Raw genomic sequence first — 21,538 nt, 5'->3', positions numbered from 1 at the left:
TCATTCCTCATACCTGTCCTCAGATGGTTTCCAAGATCGCCGACGTCCTCATCCCGCTCGCGCTGGACACGGCCTATAGCTACGCGGTGCCCGAGAGCCTCGACCTGAAAGAGGGCGACGTGGTCCAGGTGCCGCTTGCCAATCGTGAGGTGGCCGGCGTGGTCTGGGCCTTGCGCGAGGGGCATGGCGGCAATTTCAAGTCGGTGGCCGATCTCATTCCCGGCCCGCGCCTGTCGCCCAACATGCGGAAATTCCTGGAATGGATCGCCTGGTACACCCTCGCGCCGAAGGGCTCGACCCTCGCCATGGGGCTGAAACTCCCGGATGGCGAGCGGGCGGAAATGGTGCGCGTCGGGGTGAGGCTTGCCGGGGCGCTGCCCAAGCGCATGACTCCCGCGCGCCAACGCGTCGTCGAGGCGGCGCAGGATGGGCTGGTGCGCCTGAAGCGTGAACTGGCCCAGGAAGCCGGGGTCAGCGTCGGCGTTATCGATGGACTGGTCGATGAAGGCACGTTCGAGACGGTCGCACTTCTACCCGAGCCCGCCGCCGAGACGCCCGATCCGGATTTCGGGCAGGCCGGTCTTTCCGAGGACCAGCGCGCCGCTGCAGCTGCCCTCGTCGCCTCGATGGCCGAGAAACCAGCTCCCGTGACTCTGCTCGAAGGCGTGACCGGGTCCGGCAAGACGGAGGTGTATTTCGAGGCGGTGGCGGAGGCGGTGCGGCAGGGGCGCCAGGCCCTCATCCTCATGCCCGAAATCGCGCTAACGGCCCAATTCCTTGACCGATTCGCCGCCCGCTTCGGGGTAAAGCCCGCCACCTGGCATTCCGGCGTGTCGGGGCGAAAGCGCGAGCGGCTTTATGCCGGTATCGCCTCGGGCGAGGTGAAGGTGGTGGCGGGCGCGCGCTCGGCCCTGTTCCTGCCTTATGCCGATCTTGGCCTGATCGTGGTCGATGAAGAGCACGAAAGCGCCTACAAGCAGGATGACGGGGTGCATTACCACGCCCGCGACATGGCCGTAGTGCGCGGGCGGATCGAGAATGCGCCGGTCATCCTCGCCTCCGCGACGCCCTCCATCGAAAGCCGGGTCAATGTGGAGCGTGGGCGCTACCGCCACGTGGAACTGCCGGAGCGCTTCGGCGGGCGGCAGATGCCGCAGATCCGGCCCGTCGATCTGAAGCGCGAGACGATTCCACGCGGGCGCTGGCTGTCGCCGACCCTGGTTTCCGCCATGGGCGAGACCTTGGAGCGCGGCGAGCAGGCGCTGCTCTTCCTCAACCGGCGCGGCTATGCGCCGCTGACGTTGTGCGGGTCCTGCGCGCATCGCTACGAATGCCCCAATTGCTCTGCCTGGCTGGTGGAGCACCGCTTCCGCCGGTCGCTTGTCTGCCACCATTGCGGCCATGTGGAGCGGACGCCCCATGCCTGCATCTCCTGCGGCAGCGTCGATTCGCTGGTTTCGTGCGGGCCGGGCGTCGAGCGAATCGCGGAAGAGGCGGCGGAATTATTCCCCGATAAGCGGCGCATCGTCCTCTCCAGCGACTTTCCGGGCGGTACCGAGCGCCTGCGGACCGAGCTTGCCGCCATCGCGGCGGGCGAGTTCGACATCGTCATCGGCACGCAATTGGTGGCCAAGGGGCATAATTTCCCGCTCATGACGCTGGTTGGCGTGCTCGATGCGGATATTGGCCTGACCTCCGGCGATCCCCGCGCTGCCGAGCGCACCTTCCAGCTGCTCCAGCAGGTCACAGGGCGAGCGGGGCGCGGCGAAAAGCCCGGCCGCGCGCTCGTCCAGACATGGCAGCCGGATCATCCGGTCATCTCGGCGCTGGTCTCGGGCGATGCGGAACGATTCTACCGGGAGGAAACCCGCGTGCGCGAAATGGCGGGCCTGCCGCCCTTCGGACGGCTCGCGGCGCTGATCGTCTCGGCCACCGAGCGCGAGGACGCCGAGGGGCATGCCCGCGCCATGGCGAAATGCGCCGAGCCGCCTCCCGGCGTCACGGTGCTCGGCCCCGCCGAAGCTCCTCTCGCGCTGATCCGGGGGCGCTATCGCTACCGCCTCTTGGTGAAGACCGAACGCGAGGTCGATCTTCAGGGCTATCTGCGCGGCTGGATCGCCCGGTGCCCGAAAACCCGAGGCAATACACGGGTTTCCATCGACGTCGACCCACAAAGCTTTTTATGACGCATCAAGGTTCAAGGAAAACATGCCGAAAATCGTCCACTGCATCCGGCACGGGCAATCGACTTTCAACGCCCAATACGCGCTCACCGGAACCGATCCGCTGCATTTTGACGCCACGCTGTCCGATCTGGGCCATCAGCAGGTCGCCGAGACGGCGCCGAAGGTGCGGGACACGGCTTATGAGCTGATCGTGACCTCGCCGCTGACGCGCGCCATCCAGACGACCCTGGGTATTTTCAAGAATCACCCCTCCGCTTCTCAGATCCGGGTCGAGGGGCTGCACCGGGAGCGTTTGGAGAACAGTTGCGATGTCGGCCGCGCTCCAGCCATGCTCATCAGGGATTTTCCCGGCCTCGCCTTTGACCACCTCGAAGATGTGTGGTGGCACAAGGACGGCGAGCCGGACGAGCGCGGCTTCGTCGTCGAGCCGCCGGAAACCGTGATCACGCGGGCGGCATTGTTCCGCGAATGGCTATCCGCCCGACCCGAGCGTTTGATCGCGGTCGTCGGTCACGGCACGTTTTTCTACCACCTGACCGGCCAGCGCCTGCAGAATTGCGAGATCGCCACCCTGGAGATGTGACGGCGCTTAACCGTGACTCGGGGCTTTGGGCGAATTGTTGGCAGGAGCTTGGTCCGGCTCGCCTTGCACATGCGAAAAACCCATGCTAGTGCACCCCCGCCTGACGAGCGGAGACCATTTCCGCTCCAGGCTCATTTCCACAGACCTGACGGGGTTCCCTAAAGCCTTAATTTAAGGCTCTGCCGGTTTGAACCCCGTAAGACTTGAGAGAGACGTTGACGTGGCGCAAAGCGGTTCGCAAGAAGGACCCCTCCTGTCGGGTGTAGCCCTCCGTTACGCCTCGGCGCTGTTCGAGCTCGCTCATGAAGCGAAGTCGGTTGACGCCGTCGCTGGCGATCTCGGCCGCTTCGATGATCTCATTCAGGGCAGCACCGACCTGCAGCGCCTGATCCGCAACCCCATCTTCACGGCGGAAGAGCAGTCGGCGGCGATCAACGCCCTTCTCGACAAGGCGGGCATTTCGGGCCTCGCCGGCAATTTCATCCGCCTGGTTGCTTCCAAGCGCCGTCTCTTCGCGCTTCCGGACATGATCCGTGCCTATCGCGATCTCGTCTCCGACGCGAAGGGCATCGTGCGGGCCCAGGTTGTTCTGGCGGAGCAGCCCTCGGATCAAATTCTCAACGAAATCAAGGCGGCGCTGCGCGACGTCGCCAAGGCTGATGTCGCCATCGACGTCAAAATCGACCCGAGCCTCATCGGCGGCCTCATCGTGAAGATGGGTTCCCGCATGGTGGATGCCTCGGTGCGCACCAAACTCAATTCCATTCGTCTAGCGATGAAAGAGGTCCGCTGATGGACATTCGAGCCGCTGAGATCTCCGCGATCCTCAAAGAGCAGATCAAGAACTTCGGCACCGAGGCTGAAGTCACCGAAGTCGGTCAGGTCCTGTCCGTCGGCGACGGTATCGCCCGTTGCTACGGCCTCGACAATGTCCAGGCCGGTGAAATGGTCGAGTTCGAGAGCGGCGTGCGCGGCATGGCCCTCAACCTCGAGACCGATAACGTCGGCGTCGTGATCTTCGGCTCCGACCGTGAGATCGCCGAAGGCCAGACCGTGAAGCGCACGGGCGCCATCGTGGACGTGCCGGTCGGCAAGGGTCTGCTCGGCCGCGTCGTCGACGCGCTCGGCAATCCCATCGACGGCAAGGGCCCGATCGTGTCGACCGAGCGTCGCCGCGTGGACGTCAAGGCTCCGGGCATCATTCCGCGTAAGTCGGTGCATGAGCCGATGGCGACGGGCCTCAAGTCCATCGACGCCCTCATCCCGGTCGGCCGTGGCCAGCGTGAGCTGATCATCGGTGACCGCCAGACCGGCAAGACCGCGATCGCGCTCGACACCATTCTGAACCAGAAGCCGCTGAACCAGGGCAACGACGAGAGCCAGAAGCTCTACTGCGTCTACGTCGCCATCGGTCAGAAGCGCTCGACGGTTGCCCAGTTCGTGAAGGTTCTCGAAGAGAACGGCGCTCTGGAATACTCGATCATCGTCGCGGCTACCGCCTCGGACGCTGCTCCGATGCAGTTCCTGGCGCCGTTTACCGGTTGCGCCATGGGCGAATTCTTCCGCGACAACGGCATGCATGCCGTGATCACCTATGACGACCTGTCCAAGCAGGCCGTCGCCTACCGTCAGATGTCGCTGCTTCTGCGCCGTCCGCCGGGCCGCGAGGCTTATCCGGGCGACGTGTTCTATCTCCATTCGCGTCTGCTCGAGCGCGCTGCGAAGCTCAACGACTCGCAAGGGTCGGGCTCGCTCACCGCTCTGCCGGTCATCGAGACGCAGGCCAACGACGTGTCGGCCTACATCCCGACCAACGTGATCTCGATCACCGACGGCCAGATCTTCCTCGAGACGGACCTGTTCTACCAGGGCATTCGCCCGGCGGTGAACGTCGGTCTCTCGGTGTCGCGCGTGGGCTCCTCGGCCCAGACGAAGGCGATGAAGAAGGTCGCCGGCAAGATCAAGGGCGAGCTGGCGCAGTACCGCGAAATGGCGGCCTTCGCGCAGTTCGGCTCGGATCTCGACGCCACGACGCAGCGCCTCCTGAACCGTGGCTCGCGCCTCACCGAACTCCTGAAGCAGCCGCAATTCTCGCCGCTGAAGATGGAAGAGCAGGTCGGGGTGATCTACGCCGGCGTGAACGGCTATCTCGATGCGCTGCCGCTGAACCGCGTGCGCGCCTTCGAAGACGGCCTGCTCAGCCTGCTCCGCGGCAAGCATGTCGATATCCTTGAGGCCATCCGGTCCTCGAAGGATCTGTCGAGCGACACGGAAGCGAAGCTCAAGGACGTCGTCCAGTCCTTCGCCAAGTCGTTCTCGTAAGGTCGTTGTCGTTCAGATCGTTCCGGGTTTCCGGAGAGGGTAGGGCTGCTCGATGCCGAGCTTAAAAGACCTTCGCAACCGCATCGCCTCGGTCAAGGCGACGCAGAAGATCACCAAGGCCATGCAAATGGTGGCTGCCGCGAAACTGCGCCGTGCGCAGAGCGCGGCGGAAGCCGCGCGTCCTTACGCGGAACGCATGTCGGTGGTGCTCGGCAATCTCGCTTCCGGCGTCACCGTCGGTCCCGAGACGCCGCGTCTTCTCGCCGGCACCGGCTCCGATCGGGTTCAGCTCCTGGTGGTTTGCACCGCAGAGCGCGGCCTCTGCGGCGCATTCAACTCCTCGATTGCGCGTCTGGCGCGCGATCATGCCAACCGGCTCCTCGCCGAGGGCAAGACGGTCAAGATCATCTGCGTCGGCAAGAAGGGCTACGACATCCTGCGTCGTCAGTTCGCCGAACAGATCATCGAGCTCGTCGATCTTCGCGCGGCACGCCAGATCGGCTTCGAACACGCCGACATGATCGCCCAGAAGGTGCTCACGCTGTTCGAGCAGGGCGAATTCGACGTGGCGACCCTGTTCTACTCGCGCTTCCGCTCGGTGATCGCGCAGGTCCCGACGGCGCATCAGATCGTGCCCGCCCAGCTCGAAGCCTCCGGCGCCGCATCGGACGCGGTCTACGAGTACGAGCCTGACGAGGGCGATATTCTGACGACCCTCCTGCCGCGCAACCTGACCGTTCAGGTTTTTCGTGCGTTGCTGGAAAACGCCGCGTCCGAACAGGGCGCGCGCATGAGCGCCATGGACAGTGCGACCCGCAACGCGGGTGAAATGATCAAGAAGCAGACGATGACCTACAACCGGTCGCGTCAGGCGATGATCACCAAGGAATTGATCGAAATCATCTCGGGCGCCGAGGCGCTCTGACGACATCCGAGAGGAGCCATTGATGGCCAATACCGCCAACACCGCCGGCAAGGCCGGCCACATCACGCAGGTCATCGGCGCGGTCGTCGACGTGAAGTTCGACGGTCACCTGCCCGAGATTCTGAACGCGCTCGAGACCACGAACAACGGCGCTCGCATGGTGCTCGAAGTGGCGCAGCAGCTCGGTGAGAACACCGTCCGCTGCATCGCCATGGACACCTCCGAGGGTCTTGTTCGCGGCCAGAGGGTCACCGACACCGGTGCGCCGATCTCGGTGCCCGTCGGCGCGGCCACTCTCGGCCGTATCATGAACGTCATCGGAGAGCCGGTGGACGAAGCCGGCCCGATCGTCGGTGAAAGCCTCCGCGCCATCCACCAGCCGGCTCCGTCCTATGCCGAGCAGTCCACCGAGGGTCAGATCCTCGTCACCGGCATCAAGGTCGTCGACCTGCTCGCTCCTTACGCGAAGGGCGGTAAGATCGGCCTGTTCGGCGGCGCGGGCGTCGGCAAGACCGTGCTCATCATGGAGCTGATCAACAACGTCGCGAAGGCGCACGGCGGTTACTCCGTGTTCGCCGGCGTCGGCGAGCGTACCCGCGAGGGTAACGACCTCTATCACGAGATGATCGAGTCGAAGGTGAACGTGGATCCGCGCGAGTCCGGCTCGGCTGTCGGTTCCAAGTGCGCTCTCGTCTACGGTCAGATGAACGAGCCTCCGGGCGCCCGCGCTCGCGTCGCGCTCACCGGCCTGACGGTCGCTGAAAACTTCCGCGACCAGGGCCAGGACGTGCTGTTCTTCGTCGACAACATCTTCCGCTTCACGCAGGCGGGTTCGGAAGTGTCGGCGCTGCTCGGCCGTATTCCGTCAGCCGTGGGCTATCAGCCGACGCTCGCGACCGACATGGGCGCGCTGCAGGAGCGCATCACCACCACCACCAAGGGTTCGATTACCTCGGTGCAGGCCATTTACGTGCCTGCCGACGACTTGACCGACCCGGCTCCGGCCACCTCCTTCGCGCACTTGGACGCCACGACCGTGTTGTCGCGTTCGATCGCGGAAAAGGGCATCTATCCGGCGGTGGACCCGCTCGACTCGACCTCGCGCATGCTGTCCGCTGCCATCGTCGGCGAGGAGCACTACAACATCGCCCGTCAGGTCCAGCAGGTGCTGCAGCGCTACAAGGCGCTCCAGGACATCATCGCGATCCTGGGCATGGACGAGCTCTCGGAAGAGGACAAGCTCACCGTCGCCCGCGCCCGCAAGATCGAGCGCTTCCTCAGCCAACCGTTCCACGTGGCCGAAGTCTTCACCGGTTCGCCGGGCAAGCTCGTCGCGCTTGAAGACACCATCAAGGGCTTCAAGGGTCTGGTCGAAGGCCAGTACGATCACCTCCCCGAGGCCGCCTTCTACATGGTCGGCACCATCGAGGAAGCGATCGAGAAGGCTCAGCGTCTCGCAGCTGAAGCGGCTTAATTCAAAAGCGTTGTCCCGGATCGCGGCTGCCGCGTTCCGGGACCGCGCGTTGACCGTCTCCCCAAACGATCCCGCGCCGTCGGTCACGATGGGTAGGGTGACGAGGAGCTAAAATGGCTACCTTCAATTTCGAACTCGTCTCTCCCGAGCGCGTGCTGTTCTCGGGCTCCGTCGATGCGGTGATCCTGCCGGCAGCCGACGGTGATGTGACGGTTCTTGCCGGGCACGCGCCCCTGATGACGACCCTGAAGACCGGGTTTCTTGTCGTCACGGACAAGCCGGGCAACGGAAAGCGGGTTCTGGTTCGCGGCGGCTTCGCCGATGTCAGCCAGAACGGTTTGACCGTTTTGGCCGAGCGCGCCCTTCCGGCCGAGGAACTGACCCAGGAGATCCTGGACAAGGAAATCCTCCAGGCCGAGATGGCCTATGACGCGACGAACGACCTCGCAGCAAAGCACGCGGCCGAATCGGCCCTCGCGCAATTGCGCGAAGCCAAGGCGGCGCTGAACTACTGAGTTTGAAAACCCGGCTTCGAGCCGGGTTTTTTGTTTGGGACAATCGTTTCGAGCGTTTTTCTCGCGACGTCACGGCCTTCCCCAGCGTCATTCCGGGGCCGCGAAAGCGGAGCCCGGAACCCAGAACCGCTGAGGCGGCCGGATGAGGCGGGGCGTTCAGTCATTTTTTGGCACCGTCACAGTTTATGGGTTCCGGGCTCGCGCTCCGCTCGCCCCGGAATGACGGAGAAGGCGGTGGCCCTGAGACATGGGCTTTTCACTGTCGCGTCCAGGCGTGTTTCAAACTCGCTCAGGAGCGCCACCTTGATCCGCCTGAGACAACAAGAAGAGAAGCAGAGCGCTTAGTCGCCCGCCTGCGCTGACAGCCCCCGCAATATCTCCATCGCCTCAGCGGCGCGATCCTCCGCGATGAACAGATGATCGTGAAAGAAGGCCGAGACCGGGTTCACGCCGATGCCGGCCTGCGCAAGCGCGCTCGTGATGGCCGCCAGAAATCCGACCGCTTCCAATGACGAATGAATCGACAAGGTGATGCACCGGCAGGGATAGATCGCCTTGAGACCATGCGCTTCAGCGAGCGCCTGAGGCACGATCAGGGTCACGCCCTCATCCTCCCGAAAGAGCATGAGGGCCGCAGCCACAAGGTCGGGTCCAGGGTTGTCCGTGGTCGCGAAAACGTAGGTGCCGGGCGTGAGGACGGGCGTCATCGAGGCAATGAGCCGTTGAAGATCCGTCTCACCCGCCATCCTCATTCTCCCATCGCGATCAGGTTGGCATTGCCGCCCGCCGCCGCCGTGTTGATCGTCACTGTCTGCTCGGTGGCGAACCGCAGCAGGTAATGCGGCCCGCCCGCCTTCGGCCCGGTACCGGAAAGGCCATGACCGCCGAAGGGCTGCACGCCGACGACCGCGCCAATCATGTTGCGGTTCACATAGACATTGCCGACCGACAGACGCTCGACGATGTGGTTCACCGTGGCGTCGATGCGGGAATGAACGCCCAGCGTCAAGCCGTAGCCGGTGGCGTCGATGGCCTCAATCACGTCATCGAGACGACCGGCTTTGTAGCGCACCACATGGAGAATCGGGCCGAAGACTTCTTCGGTGAGAGCCTTCGGCTGATCGAGCTCGAAGATATGCGGCGCGACATAGGTGCCGGCCGTCGGCGCTTCGCCCGCGTAATGCACCTTGGCGGACGTCCGCATGGCGCGCACATGCGCGTCGAGCCGGTCTTTCGCCTCGCGGTCGATCACCGGACCCACATGGGTCGAGATCTCGCGCGGGTCGCCGAGTTTCAGCTCGCGCGCGTTGCCCGCGATCATCTCGATCATGCGGTCGGCCACATCCTCCTGCACACAGAGCAGGCGCAGGGCCGAGCAGCGTTGACCGGCAGAGCGGAACGCGGACATGACCACGTCATCGGCCACCTGCTCAGGCAGAGCGGTTGCATCGACGATCATGGCATTGATGCCGCCGGTCTCCGCGATCAGCGGGACGATGGGTCCGTCTTTCGCCGCGAGCGTGCGATTGATGATGCGCGCGACCTCCGTCGAGCCGGTGAAGACGACGCCCGCCACATGCTTGTTCTCGACAAGCCGCGCGCCGACGCGGCCATCGCCGGGAGCAAATTGCAGGGCAGAAGTCGGGACGCCTGCCTCATGCAGGGCGCGCACGGCGAGCGCCGCGATCAGCGGCGTCTGCTCGGCGGGTTTCGCGACGACGGTATTGCCCGCCATGAGAGCCGCTGAAACCTGACCAAGGAAGATCGCGAGCGGGAAATTCCAGGGCGAGATGGCTATGAACACGCCACGCCCGCGCATGCGCAGAGCGTTGCTCTCGCCGGTCGGGCCGGGCATCGCTTCGTCCGAGCCGAAGAGCTTGCGACCTTGCGCGGCGTAGTAGCGGCAGAAATCGACCGCCTCACGCACCTCCGACATGGCGTCGTCGAGGGTCTTGCCCGCTTCCGTCTGCAGCAGATGCAGGAACGCGCCGCGGCGCGCTTCCAACAAATCCGCCGCGCGCTCCAGGGCGGCGGCGCGGACCTGCGCGTCGGTGCCACTCCAGCCTGCGAAACCAGCTCGGGCGGCCATGATGGCGCGGTCGGCCATATCGGCCGAGGCCTCGGTCACCTGACCCGCGACGGTGGTGCCATCGATGGGGCTCACCACCGGGCGCGTTTCGCCGGAGGCGGGCTTGCCGTCGATCAGAGGCTCGGCCTTGTAGGTCTGGCGCGCGCCCTGAACGATTTCGGCGAGAAGCGAATCAAGCGCGTCGCTGTTGCCGAACTCGACGCCGTCGGAATTGGACCGCTCCTTTCCGAAGAGATCGCGGGGCAGCGGCAGCTTGGGATGCCGCGCGTGATCGGCGGAAACGATGATGTCGGCGGGGCGCTTCAGAAGCGCCTCGATCGGAACCTCGGGGTCCGCCGCGACCGACACGAACGAGGAATTCGCACCGTTCTCCAACAGGCGTCGCACCAGATAAGCCAAAAGATCGCGATGCCCGCCGACCGGCGCATAGGCGCGGCAGGCGAGACCGGGCTCATCCTCGAGCAGGCGCGCATAGAGCGCTTCGCCCATGCCATGCAGACGCTGGAACTCGTAGCCCTCGCGACCGCCCGCGCGCTCGATGATCGACGCGACCGTGAGCGCATTGTGAGTCGCGAATTGCGGATAAATGCGCGGGCGCAAGCTTAGAAGCTTCTCGGCGCAGGCGACGTAGTTGAGATCGGTCATCGCCTTGCGGGTGAAGACGGGATAATCGTCGAGCCCGCGCTCCTGCGCGCGCTTCACTTCCGTGTCCCAGTAAGCGCCCTTGACGAGGCGCACCATCATGCGTCGGTCGTGGCGTTCGGCCATGGCGGCAATCGCATCGATCACCGCGCCCGCGCGCTTCTGATAGCCTTGGATGGCGAGGCCGAATCCGCTCCAGCCCGCAAGCGACGGATCAGCGAGCACCGCCTCGATCACCTCAAGGGACAATTCGAGACGGTCCGCCTCTTCCGCGTCGATGGTGAAGTTGAGATCGTAGGACTTGGCCTTCTGCGCCAGCTCGATCACGGCGGGCACGAGCTCGCGCATCACCCGCTCGCGGCTCGTGGCCTCATAGCGCGGGTGGAGCGCGGAGAGCTTCACCGAGATGCCGGGGCGGTTCGGCAAGGGTTCATTGCCGGCTGATTGGCCGATGGCCTCGATGGCCGACGCATAAGAATCGAAATAGCGGCGCGCATCGTCCGCCGTGCGGGCGCCTTCGCCGAGCATGTCGAAGGAATAGCGATAGAGCCGGCCCTTGCTGGAGCTTGCGCGCTTCAATGCTTCTTCGATGGTCTGGCCGAGCACGAAATGATTGCCCATCACGCGCATGGCCTGGCGCGTCGCCGTGCGCACGGCAGGCAGCCCGAGGCGCTTGGTGAGCTGGCGCAAGATGCCTTCCGGCGTCTCGCCGGGCTGGATGATGCGGGCGGTGATGCCGAGCGCCCAGGCCGAGGCGGACACAAGAAAGGCGTCGGATTTCGATTCATGCCCGGCGAAATCGGCCTGGCCGAGCTTGTCTTCGATCAGTTTGTCGGCGGTGGCCGCATCGGGCACCCGCAGCAGGGCCTCCGCCAGCACCATCAGGGCCAGGCCCTCCTTGGTCGAGAGCGCGTATTCCCGCAGCATCTCCTCGACGCCGCCCAGGCCGCCGCTCTTTTCGCGGATCGCCTCGATCAACCGCCGCGCCCGCCTGTCCACCTGCCGTTCCCGCTCGGGCGAGAGCCGGGCATCCGCCAACAGGCGCGCGGCGACGACTTTGTCGTCTTCCGCGTAAGGTGGGTTGAAAGGCTGGGTAGCGGTTGAGATCAGGGTCACGGCGTCCTCCGGTGTTTTGTGGAATATAAGAGGCCGGGAGCCGCGTTTCGATGGCAATATTAGCCGCTTTGCCGTAAGAACAGAGGTTAGATAGCCATAGGGCCGCGATAATGACGGAAATTGACCGGATCGATCGCAAGATCCTGAAATGCCTCCAGAACGATGGCCGCATCGCCACCGTGGATCTGGCCGAGAAGGTGGGTCTCTCGCCGACCTCGACCAGCGAGCGCATGAAGCGATTGCAGCGGGAGGGCTACATCGCGGGCTTTGGGGCGCGGCTCGATCCGCACCGGCTCGGCCTCGAATTGCTCGTCTTCGTGGAGGTGTCGCTCGACAAGACGACGCCGGACGTCTTCGAGAAATTCGCCGAAGCCGTTCGGCGCGCGCCGGAGGTGCTCGAATGCCACATGGTCGCGGGCGGGTTCGACTATCTGGTCAAGACCCGTGTCGCCGACATGGCCGCCTATCGCCATTTCCTCGGGGAGATCCTCCTCGCCCTTCCGGGCGTGAAGGAAACCCGCACCTATGCGGTGATGGAAGAAGTGAAGAGCGACGGGATGTTGCCGGTCTAACGGCACCATCGTCATGGCCGGACGTGATCCGGCCATCCACGTCGTTGAGCGGGTAGAAGGCGTGGATCCCCGGGACAAGCCCGGGGGATGACGCGCAGTTCTCTTATCCGGTGACCTGCTTCGCTTCGGGCCCTTCGCCCTTCGTCTTCCAGAGACTCCAGCCAACGCCTGCGGCGAGAATGCCGAAGGTGACGCCGAGCGAGATGGCCGGAGGAATTTTCGCCAGGTCGAACGCGTCGGCGATGAAGATCTTCGCGCCGATGAAGATCAGCACCACCGCCAGGGCATATTTGAGGTAATCGAAGCGGTGCACCATGGCGGCGAGCGCGAAGTAGAGCGCGCGCAATCCCAGGATCGCGAAGATGTTCGACGTGTAGACGATGAACGGGTCGGTCGTGATGGCGAAAATCGCCGGCACCGAGTCGACCGCGAAAACAACGTCCGCGATCTCGATGAGCGCGAGCGCCAGGAACAGCGGCGTCATGAACCAGACAAGCCCGCCGCTTTTCGGGTGGGGCAGCTTCACGAAAAAATCGTGACCGTGCATCTGGTCGGTCACGTTGAACCGGCGACGCATGAAGCGCAGAACGGGGTTCTGCGCGATGTCGTGCGTCTGGTCCGCGAAGACGAGCATCTTCACGCCGGTTGCGATCAGGAACAACGCAAAGACGTAGAGAATCCAGGAAAATTGCGCGATGGCGGCCGCGCCGAATCCGATCATCAGCGCGCGCAGCACGATGACGCCGAAGATGCCCCAGAACAGAACCCGGTGCTGGTAGACGCGCGGCACCGCGAAGAAGCTGAAGATCATCGCGATGACGAACACGTTGTCCATCGCGAGCGCCTTTTCCAAGGCGAAGCCTGTCAGATAGTTGATGCCGGATTCAGGGCCGAGTTGCCACCAGACCCAGGCACCGAAGAGCAGGCCAAGCCCGATATAAAAGGCACTCGTGAAGAGGCTCTCGCGCACACCGATCTCATGGTCTTTGCGATTGAGCACGCCAAGATCGAGGGCGAGAAGAGAAACGACGATAACCAGAAAGGCAAGCCACATCCAAAGAGGCTTGCCGAGCCAGCTGAACAGCAGGACTTCGAGCATGACCGAACCCATTAATGTTGAAATCTGTCGGTTCCGACATCACGCGCGCAATTCTGCGCCCGCCAGAGGGGCCCGGTCACCGACCAAGCTTACGTGGGAACGCGGTTCTTCGCCGTCAAGGGCTTCCGCTACGGAGATCGTCTGCCCCATTTGAGGGCACCTGCCGGTTGAAACGGCAAAGGGGCTTGACGTCGCGCGCCGTTCTGCTTGCATGAACAGGGTTTCAGAAGAAATGGCACGCAGATTGCCAAGAGGCCTGTAGGTCCCGGCTCTCCAAGGGCACGGGGCGACAAAAACAGAGGTGACGGTGATGATTTCCAATCGTTCGACACGAGCGGGATGGTGGACCAGGGGGATGGTTGCCGGGGCAGCTGTTTTTCTCGGTCTCGGTGCCGCGCAAGCGCAGACGCCGGTGCGGTTCAGCCTGGATTGGCGCTGGGAGGGGCCGGCCGCGCCTTTCGCGGTTGCGCTCGACAAGGGTTACTTCAAGGCCGAGGGCCTCGACGTGACGATCGATCCGGCGGCGGGCTCGCGCGAGCCGATCTCGCGGGTCGCCTCAGGTTCCTACGATGCCGGCTTCGGCGACGTGAACTCACTTGTCCGCTTCCGTGACGAGAACCCCGGCACCGACATCAAGGCGGTGATGGTCATGTATGACCGCCCGCCTTTTGCGATCATCGGGCGGAAAAGCCGTGGCATCACGAAGGATGTGTCGAGCCTGCAGGGCAAGAAGTTCGGCGCGCCCGTCGCTGATGGGGCCTATGCGCAATGGCCGATCTTCAGGTCGGTCAACAAGATCGACGATTCCAGCATGAAGTTCGAGAATGTCGGCTTTCCCGTTCGCGAGCCGATGCTGGCGCAAGGCGAGGTCGATGCGGTCTTCGGCTTCTCCATGTCCTCCTATATCAACCTCAAGTCTCGCGGCGTTCCGGAGGAGGACATCGTCGTCCTACTCATGAGCGATCATGGCGTCGATCTTTACGGCAACACGATCATCGTCTCCGAGAAGTTCGCCAAGGAGAAGCCCGAGGCGGTGAAGGGGCTTTTGCGCGCGATCATGAAGGGTGTGCGCGACACGGTGAAGGACCCGGCGAGCGCGGTCGATTCCGTCATCAAGCGCAATGACGTGGCGAAGAAGGATGTCGAGCTCGAGCGCCTGAAGATGGTGCTCGATCAGAACATGCTCACTCCCTGGATCAAGGCGAACGGTTTTGGCGGCATCGACAAGGACCGCTTCGCCAGGGCGCTCGACCAGATTGGCCTGACCTTCACCTACAAGACGAAGCCGAAGGTCGAGGATGTCTTCGCGGAGGAATTCCTCCCCGCGTCCGACCAGCGAAAAGTGAACTGAGCCCTGAAGGCCTGATCGCGAAAGCGGCCGGGCCTTTTTCTTTTCCGGACGAGTTCCTTCATGACAACCTTCGTCGATATTCAGGACGTCACCCACGTCTATGCGCGGGCGGAAGACGGCGCGCCTGCCGTGCAGAATCTCAATCTAACCGTGCGTGAGGACGAGTTCGCCGCCATCGTCGGCCCCTCGGGATGCGGCAAGTCTACGCTGATGAAACTCGCGACGGGATTGCAGTTTCCGCGTGAGGGCACGGTGATCGTCGGCGGAAGGGAGGTTGGCGCACCCGTTAAATTGGCGGGCATGGCGTTCCAGAATCCGACCATGCTGCCGTGGCGCACGACGCTCGACAACATCCTCCTGCCGCTCGAAATCGTCGAGCCGCATCGCTCGCGCCTGCGTAAACACAAGGCCGAGTATGTCGCCAAGGCGGAATGCCTGCTCGCCCAGGTCGGGCTGAAAGGGCAGGGGCACAAATTCCCGTGGCAATTGTCCGGCGGCATGCAGCAGCGCGCGTCTCTCTGCCGAGCGCTGATCCACGAGCCGAAGCTTCTGATGCTCGACGAGCCTTTCGGCGCGCTCGACACCTTCACCCGCGAGGAATTGTGGTGCGTCATGCGCGACCTTCATGCGGCGCAAAAGGTTACAATTATCCTCGTGACGCATGACCTGCGCGAGGCGGCCTTTCTCGCCGATCGTATTTTCTGCATGAGCGCGCGACCCGGCCGCATCGTCGCCGAGCGCGAAGTGGAATTCCCCCGGCCCCGCGATCTCGAAATCACCTATAGCGCCCCCTTTGCCTCTCTCGTTCAAGAACTGCGCGGTCACATCGCGCAGGCGCGGGCGGCGGCGTGAGATCGTTCATGACAACAAAGCGCCACTTGCACCTCGCGCCCTGGATTTTCACGCTTGGCTTCTTCCTGGCCTGGGAGATCATCTGCCGCGTCTTGAAGGTCTCAACCTTCGTTCTGCCCGCCCCATCCACCATCGCGCAGGCGATTTGGGAGTACCGCAATCAGCTCGCCTTTCACGCAATGCACACGCTCTGGATGACGCTGGCGGGTTTCGGCATCGCCGTCGCATTTGGGCTACTGCTCGGCATGGCGCTCGGCGCGTCGCGGCTCATCAATGCGGGCACCTATCCGCTTCTTGTCGGATTCAATTCCATCCCGAAGGTTGCGGTTGTGCCGATCCTCGTCTTCTGGTTCGGCGTCGGCTGGGTGCCGCCGGTGATGACGGCCTTCCTGATCTCGTTCTTCCCCATCGTGGTGAATGTCGCGACCGGCATCGCGACGGTCGAGCCGGAGATGGAGGACGTCCTACGCGCGCTCGGCGCCTCCAAACGCGACATCGTGTTCAAGGTCGGGGTGCCGCGGGCGATGCCCTATTTCTTCGGCTCGCTGAAAGTGGCGATCACGCTTGCCTATGTCGGCTCGGTGATCGGAGAGCAGAACGCGTCGAATGTGGGCATCGGCAACCTGCTGACCCGGGCGTCGGCCGCTTTCGAGGTACCCCTTGTCTGGGCGGCCCTGGTGGTTCTGGCCGTGCTCGGGGTCGTGATGTACGTCATTACCGCCCTCATCGAGCGCTCGATGACCGGCTGGGCGCAGCGCTCCGACATGGCGGCGGCATAAGGGCTGCCGCCATTTCACCTGACACCTGGATGCCCGCCGGGCACGGCGAATTCTGGGGCCATTTGGTCGCAGTGACCTCGGGATTCCCTCAGAAATAGCGACCATTCGGATCGGCGAGGTTAACGGCGTTCATAGCCGCTTCATATGGGCCGGCTTAAGGTTCCGCTGAAATTCGTGTCATGGGAGCGGAGTTCTGCTCGTGATCTCGCTCTACGCAATCGATCGCCGTCGATCGGCCGATATTTTGCTTTCCGGCTGCCTCGACGTTTTCGAGAGAACCGCCGGCGGCGCGGAGCGACGCCATGCCGCTCGCCTGAGACGTGAATCGGACCGTCTTGCGTATCGCATCGGCCACGGCGGCCTTCGACTCGCCATGGCGGAGGAATGCGGGTTCCCGCCCGAAGAGATCCGGTTGGAGACGACACCCGCGGGCAAGCCCTTCGTCCCCGGCGGGCCGTTCTTCAATTTGAGCCATGCGGGTGACATGACCCTGGTTGCCGTCTCGCGGACATTCGACGTCGGCCTCGACATCGAGCGGCTTGCGGCCCCCTCGGACGGGGCCGGTTCCTTGTCGGCTGCCTTGGCGGATGAAGACGAGGGGCTCCTCGCAAGTCTCTCCGAGATACGGGAGCACGCCGAGACCATCCTGTGGTCTATCAAGGAGGCGGCGCTGAAGCTCACCGGAGAGGTAATGGTCGATCCGCGCCATCTCGCCGTGACGCGGCAATGGGGCGGCGGATTCCGGGTCCGCCCCGCGCGTGCGGCAAAAGCGCCGCTGCCGGACATTTTTGTTCATCTGATCGTGATGCACGATGACTATGTGGCGACGTTGGCGACATATGAGCGGGCTGTGACCGCACAGGCCGCTGTTGTCGTGAAAGACTTGCCTCTTCCGTCCTTTTGTGCGTTCACCGCCGAGCGGGTTCCCAAGCCTGCGCCGCAACCCATTTTCCGCGATTCGTCGCTCTCCGCCAGAATGTGGCCCTGATGTTCAACCCCCTCCGCGGTCTGAACCGCACCGATTTTCTTCGCGACGAGACGCTGTCGGAGATTTTCGAGACGACGGCGCGGAGCAATCCGCATAAAGCCGCCATCGTCGACGGGGAAATTCGTCTCACCTATAGCGAGGTGGATCGTGTTGCCACGGCGATGGCCGAGGGCCTCGTCGCGCAAGGCGTAGGCCCAGGCGATGTGGTTGGCCTTTGGCTGCCGCGCGGTTCGGATCTTCTGGTTGCGCAGATCGCCGTCGCGAAAGCGGGCGCCGCCTGGCTTCCCTTCGATTCCGAGGCTCCGCTCGACCGCATTGCCGTGTGCCTGAGCGATTCCAAAGCCAAGGGCATTCTCGTCGCGGATGGCTGGGACAGCCGCGCGGCCGGAGCGGGCGTGCCGGTCCATACGCCGGGTTCCCTCGCCCAAGGAGGCGCGGGCACGTTCAGCGATGCCCGCAGTCGCGGTCTCACCCCGGATCATCCGGCCTATGTGATCTATACCTCCGGTTCGACGGGGATGCCGAAAGGCATCCTCATCACCCATCGGAACATCTGCCACTATCTGCGGTCGTCCAACGACCTCTACGGCATTCATGCCGACGACGTGGTTCTGCAAGGCTGTTCCGCCGCCTTCGACCTGTCGATGGAAGAAATCTGGGTTCCGTATCTCGCGGGAGCGAGCCTATGGGTCGCCCGACAGGAGCTTCTCACCGACACCGAGGCACTGGCGCGGGGCATGCGCGATGCCGGCGTGACGGTTATCGACACCGTTCCGACCCTGCTCGCCATGATCGGCGACGAGGTGCCCTCGCTTCGTCTCGTCATTCTCGGTGGTGAAGCCTGCCCGCCGGCGCTCGCGGCGCGCTTCGTCGAGAATGGCCGCCGGGTCTTCAACAGCTATGGCCCGACCGAGGCGACGGTCGTCGCCTGCGCGGCGGAGTTGGCGCCCGGCGATGCGGTCACGATCGGCACGCCGATTGCCAACTACTCCTGCTACGTTGTCGATGAGGCGATGAATCTTGTCCCTCGTGGCGTGCAAGGCGAGCTTTTGATCGGCGGACCGGGCATCGCGGCCGGTTATCTCGGCCGCCCCGATCTGACGGCTGAAAAATTCATCTCCAATCCGTTCGGCTCGGATGGATCCGATCCGGTGCTCTATCGCTCCGGCGATGCGGTGATGATCGACGAGACGGGCCGCATCGCGTTTCAGGGCCGTATCGACGATCAGGTCAAGATTCGCGGCTTCCGGGTCGAGCCCGGCGAAATCGAGGCGGTCCTCGCGAGCCTCCCCGGCATCGAGCAGGCCGCTGTCGTGTTGCGCCAGGATGACGGGCTCGATCGGCTCGTCGCGTTTCTGATGCCGCGCGGAGGAATCGAGCCCGATGTCGTCCAGCTCCGTCTGCTGCTGCGCGAGCGGCTTCCCGTTTATATGGTGCCGGGGCATTTCGAGGTCGTCGCCGAGTTTCCGCGCCTCGCCGCGTCCGGCAAGATCGACCGCAAGGCCCTGAAGATCCAGCCGCTGACATCCGCGAGCCTCGCGCTCGAACAGGACGAGCCGGAGACCGCGACGGAGGCTGCGTTGCTTGCGGCCGCGAAACGCGTCTTCCCCGATCAGGTCGTGCCGCTTACCGCCGACTTCTTTCTCGACCTCGGCGGCCACTCGCTGCTGGCGGCTCGGTTCGTGTCGGTCGTGCGTGAATCGGCACGGTTTTCGAACATCACGCTGCAGGATATTTATACCGGCCGCTCCTTACGGGCGATCGCCGCCCGGCTCGATGAACGCATGCGGCCCGATTCCGACGCCTTGCCCGAGCCGGCCTTTACTCCGCCGCCGCTCCTGCGCCGCGCGCTGTGCGGCCTCGCGCAGGCAGCCGCCTTGCCGTTCATCCTGACATTGATGTCGGCGCCGTGGCTCTGCATCTTCATCGGCTACACGCTGATCACCGGCGACGATGCCTCGATTGCTCGCGATATGGGCGTGATCTTCGCGGCCTACCTCGCCGTCAATGTCGCGACCACCTTCATCGCGATTGCCGCCAAATGGCTGATCATCGGGCGCATCAAACCGGGACGTTATCCGCTTTGGGGCGTTTACTACTATCGCCTCTGGCTCACGCAGCGGTTCCTCAGCCTGGTCCACATGAAGTGGTTCCAGGGCTCTCCCGCGATTCGGATTTATTTGCGCGCGCTCGGCGCCAAGGTCGGCAAGGATGCGCTGATCTCCGAGATCGACGCGAATGCCGTCGATCTTGTCGAGATCGGCGATCACGCGAGCGTCGGCGGCAAGGTGACCATCTCCAATGCGCGCGTCGTCGGCAATGAACTGATCATCGGACCGGTGACCATCGGGCGTGATGTCTCCATCGGTTCATCCTGCGTCATCGAGAACGATGTCGTTATCGGCGAGGGCGCGGAGCTGGCCGATCTGACGGCGGTCTCAAGCGGAGCGAAGATTGGCGCGTGGGAAGCCTGGCGCGGCTCGCCTGCCGTCAAGGTGGCGGATCTCGATCCATCGCACCTGCCGGCTCCCGCCGAAGCAGGCCGCGCGCAGCGTGGATGGCTCGCCGCGTTCTACATCACCATGCTGGTCTTCGCGCCGCCAATCGCGCTGATCCCGATCGTTCCGGCTTTCCATTTGATGGAGCAGATCGACTGGGTCATTCACGTGGCGCTCAAGCCGTTCATCCATCTTAACTACCTCTACTACATGCCGATCATCGCGCTGCCCGCGGCGGCCACGATGATCTTCGCGACCGTTCTGCTGATCGCCGCCATCCGCTGGATCGTGCTGCCGCGCCTGCGCCCCGGCGTCTATTCGGTCCATAGCGGCCTTTATGCGCGCAAATGGCTCGTCGGGCTGTCGACAGAAGTCATGCTCGAAGTGCTCTCCTCCCTGTTCGCGACCGTTTACATGCGGGCATGGTATCGGCTCATGGGCGCCAAGATTGGCAAAGGCTCAGAGATTTCCACCAACCTCGCCGGCCGGTTCGATCTGATCGATCTCGGCGATCAGAACTTCATCGCCGACGACGTCGTGTTGGGCGATGAGGAGATGCGGCGCGGCTGGATGACGCTCGGGACCGTCACGACCGGCTCGCGGGTGTTCATCGGCAACGACGCGGTCGTGCCTCCGGGCTATGCCATCGCCAGCGGCGCGCTCATCGGCGTCAAATCGAAGCCGCCGGAGGGCGGACTGGTCGGAGTGGACGAGACCTGGTTCGGCTCGCCGCCGATCCAACTCCCCGTTCGGCAGCGCTTCAACACCGCCGTGACGGATACCTATGAGCCGCCCAAACGCTTGAAATGGGGCCGCGCGCTCTTTGAAGGCTTCAACATCACTCTGCCGACCGCGCTCTTCATCACCTTCGCGACGATGGCGATGGAGGTCCTGGCGTCCTCGGTGACGGAAGGCCGCTGGGGAACAGCGCTCGCGCTCTGCGTCGCCGCGAGCGTCGTGATCGCGGTCATTCAGCTGCTCGTGGCCGCTGCCTATAAATGGCTGCTCATGGGCATCTACAAACCCACGATGCGGCCGATGTGGTCGTGGTGGGCGCTGCGCACCGAGGCGGTGGCGGTCATGTATTGGGGCATGGCCGGCAAGGCCATTCTCGACCATTTCCGCGGCACGCCGTTCCTGCCCTGGGCCTTGCGGTTGTTCGGCACCAAGACCGGCAAGGGCGTCTACATGGATACGACCGACATCACGGAGTTCGATTGCGTGACGATCGGCGATTATGCGGCGATCAACACCAATGCGTGCCTGCAGACCCATCTTTATGAGGACCGCCTCATGAAGGTGGGACGCATCCACGTCGGAACGGGTGTGTCGGTGGGCTCGGGCTCGACGGTTCTCTACGATACGGAGCTTGGTGCGTTCGCAACGCTCGGCCCACTGACGCTCGTGATGAAGGGCGAATCCATCCCCGCCCACGGCGATTGGTATGGTTCACCGGCCCAGGAGCGGTCGCAGGGAGCGCCTTCTCCCGTCGTTGCGAAGCCTAAGGAACTCATGCCGGCATAAGCGCCGCTCGCATGCTCTCCACA

The 21,538-nt window shown here is 63.9% G+C and carries 16 protein-coding genes; 13 read left to right on the top strand and 3 right to left on the bottom strand.

The window, feature by feature from the left end; genetic code table 11:
• Positions 1–23 precede the first annotated feature (23 nt).
• From I2H38_RS05685 to I2H38_RS05655, 7 genes are all read left to right on the top strand, one after another.
• On the top strand, positions 24–2,186 hold the full coding sequence (locus I2H38_RS05685) for a primosomal protein N' (RefSeq protein ID WP_196270857.1): 2,163 nt from the start codon (positions 24–26) through the stop codon (positions 2,184–2,186).
• 22 nt (positions 2,187–2,208) lie between these two features.
• Positions 2,209–2,769, top strand: a complete 561-nt coding sequence (locus tag I2H38_RS05680; protein ID WP_196270856.1) for a histidine phosphatase family protein — start codon at positions 2,209–2,211, stop codon at positions 2,767–2,769.
• Positions 2,770–2,989: 220 nt separating this feature from the next.
• Complete coding sequence (locus I2H38_RS05675) at positions 2,990–3,562, top strand: F0F1 ATP synthase subunit delta (RefSeq protein ID WP_196270855.1); 573 nt, start codon at positions 2,990–2,992, stop codon at positions 3,560–3,562.
• Positions 3,562–5,091: a F0F1 ATP synthase subunit alpha gene (gene atpA / locus I2H38_RS05670; protein ID WP_196270854.1), complete on the top strand. Its 1,530-nt coding sequence runs from the start codon at positions 3,562–3,564 to the stop codon at positions 5,089–5,091. The genes I2H38_RS05675 and atpA overlap by 1 nt, the downstream gene beginning before the upstream one ends.
• Positions 5,092–5,143: 52 nt before the next feature.
• Positions 5,144–6,016: a F0F1 ATP synthase subunit gamma gene (locus tag I2H38_RS05665; RefSeq protein ID WP_196270853.1), complete on the top strand. Its 873-nt coding sequence runs from the start codon at positions 5,144–5,146 to the stop codon at positions 6,014–6,016.
• Positions 6,017–6,038: 22 nt separating this feature from the next.
• A complete protein-coding gene (gene atpD, locus I2H38_RS05660; RefSeq protein WP_196270852.1) occupies positions 6,039–7,490 on the top strand; it encodes a F0F1 ATP synthase subunit beta in 1,452 nt (483 codons plus the stop codon).
• A 113-nt stretch (positions 7,491–7,603) separates the two neighbouring features.
• Positions 7,604–8,005, top strand: a complete 402-nt coding sequence (locus I2H38_RS05655; protein ID WP_196270851.1) for a F0F1 ATP synthase subunit epsilon — start codon at positions 7,604–7,606, stop codon at positions 8,003–8,005.
• Positions 8,006–8,346: 341 nt separating this feature from the next.
• On the opposite strand, the gene I2H38_RS05650 is transcribed toward I2H38_RS05655, so the two are convergent.
• Together I2H38_RS05650 and putA are read right to left on the bottom strand one after the other, a co-directional pair.
• Positions 8,347–8,751: an ACT domain-containing protein gene (locus I2H38_RS05650; protein ID WP_196270850.1), complete on the bottom strand. Its 405-nt coding sequence runs from the start codon at positions 8,749–8,751 to the stop codon at positions 8,347–8,349.
• 2 nt (positions 8,752–8,753) lie between these two features.
• A complete protein-coding gene (gene putA / locus I2H38_RS05645) occupies positions 8,754–11,843 on the bottom strand; it encodes a bifunctional proline dehydrogenase/L-glutamate gamma-semialdehyde dehydrogenase PutA (protein WP_196271325.1) in 3,090 nt (1,029 codons plus the stop codon).
• A gap of 119 nt (positions 11,844–11,962) precedes the next feature.
• Here putA and I2H38_RS05640 point away from each other — a divergent pair, with 119 nt between their 5' ends.
• The gene (locus tag I2H38_RS05640) at positions 11,963–12,424 is read left to right on the top strand and encodes an Lrp/AsnC ligand binding domain-containing protein (RefSeq protein ID WP_196270849.1); all 462 of its coding nucleotides are present in this window, start codon (positions 11,963–11,965) and stop codon (positions 12,422–12,424) included.
• A gap of 103 nt (positions 12,425–12,527) precedes the next feature.
• Here the strand turns inward: I2H38_RS05640 and I2H38_RS05635 are convergent, their stop codons facing one another.
• Positions 12,528–13,523 (bottom strand): TerC family protein, encoded by a 996-nt coding sequence (locus I2H38_RS05635; RefSeq protein ID WP_196270848.1) that lies wholly within the window; start codon positions 13,521–13,523, stop codon positions 12,528–12,530.
• Positions 13,524–13,833: 310 nt separating this feature from the next.
• Here I2H38_RS05635 and I2H38_RS05630 point away from each other — a divergent pair, with 310 nt between their 5' ends.
• The 5 genes from I2H38_RS05630 (at position 13,834) to I2H38_RS05610 (ending at position 21,515) form a co-directional block, all read left to right on the top strand.
• A complete protein-coding gene (locus tag I2H38_RS05630; RefSeq protein WP_196270847.1) occupies positions 13,834–14,874 on the top strand; it encodes an ABC transporter substrate-binding protein in 1,041 nt (346 codons plus the stop codon).
• Between the two features lie 60 nt (positions 14,875–14,934).
• Entirely contained in the window at positions 14,935–15,726 is a 792-nt protein-coding gene (locus tag I2H38_RS05625; RefSeq protein ID WP_196270846.1) for an ABC transporter ATP-binding protein, read from the top strand.
• Between the two features lie 8 nt (positions 15,727–15,734).
• On the top strand, positions 15,735–16,505 hold the full coding sequence (locus tag I2H38_RS05620) for an ABC transporter permease (protein WP_196270845.1): 771 nt from the start codon (positions 15,735–15,737) through the stop codon (positions 16,503–16,505).
• A 199-nt stretch (positions 16,506–16,704) separates the two neighbouring features.
• On the top strand, positions 16,705–17,493 hold the full coding sequence (locus I2H38_RS21355; RefSeq protein ID WP_196270844.1) for a 4'-phosphopantetheinyl transferase family protein: 789 nt from the start codon (positions 16,705–16,707) through the stop codon (positions 17,491–17,493).
• Positions 17,493–21,515: a Pls/PosA family non-ribosomal peptide synthetase gene (locus I2H38_RS05610; protein WP_196270843.1), complete on the top strand. Its 4,023-nt coding sequence runs from the start codon at positions 17,493–17,495 to the stop codon at positions 21,513–21,515. The genes I2H38_RS21355 and I2H38_RS05610 overlap by 1 nt, the downstream gene beginning before the upstream one ends.
• The last annotated feature ends 23 nt before the right edge of the window (positions 21,516–21,538 follow it).

The sequence above is a fragment of the Microvirga alba genome (genome assembly GCF_015694465.1).
Classification (GTDB): Bacteria; Pseudomonadota; Alphaproteobacteria; order Rhizobiales; family Beijerinckiaceae; genus Microvirga; species Microvirga alba.
This window is presented reverse-complemented; position numbering and strand designations above follow the sequence as displayed.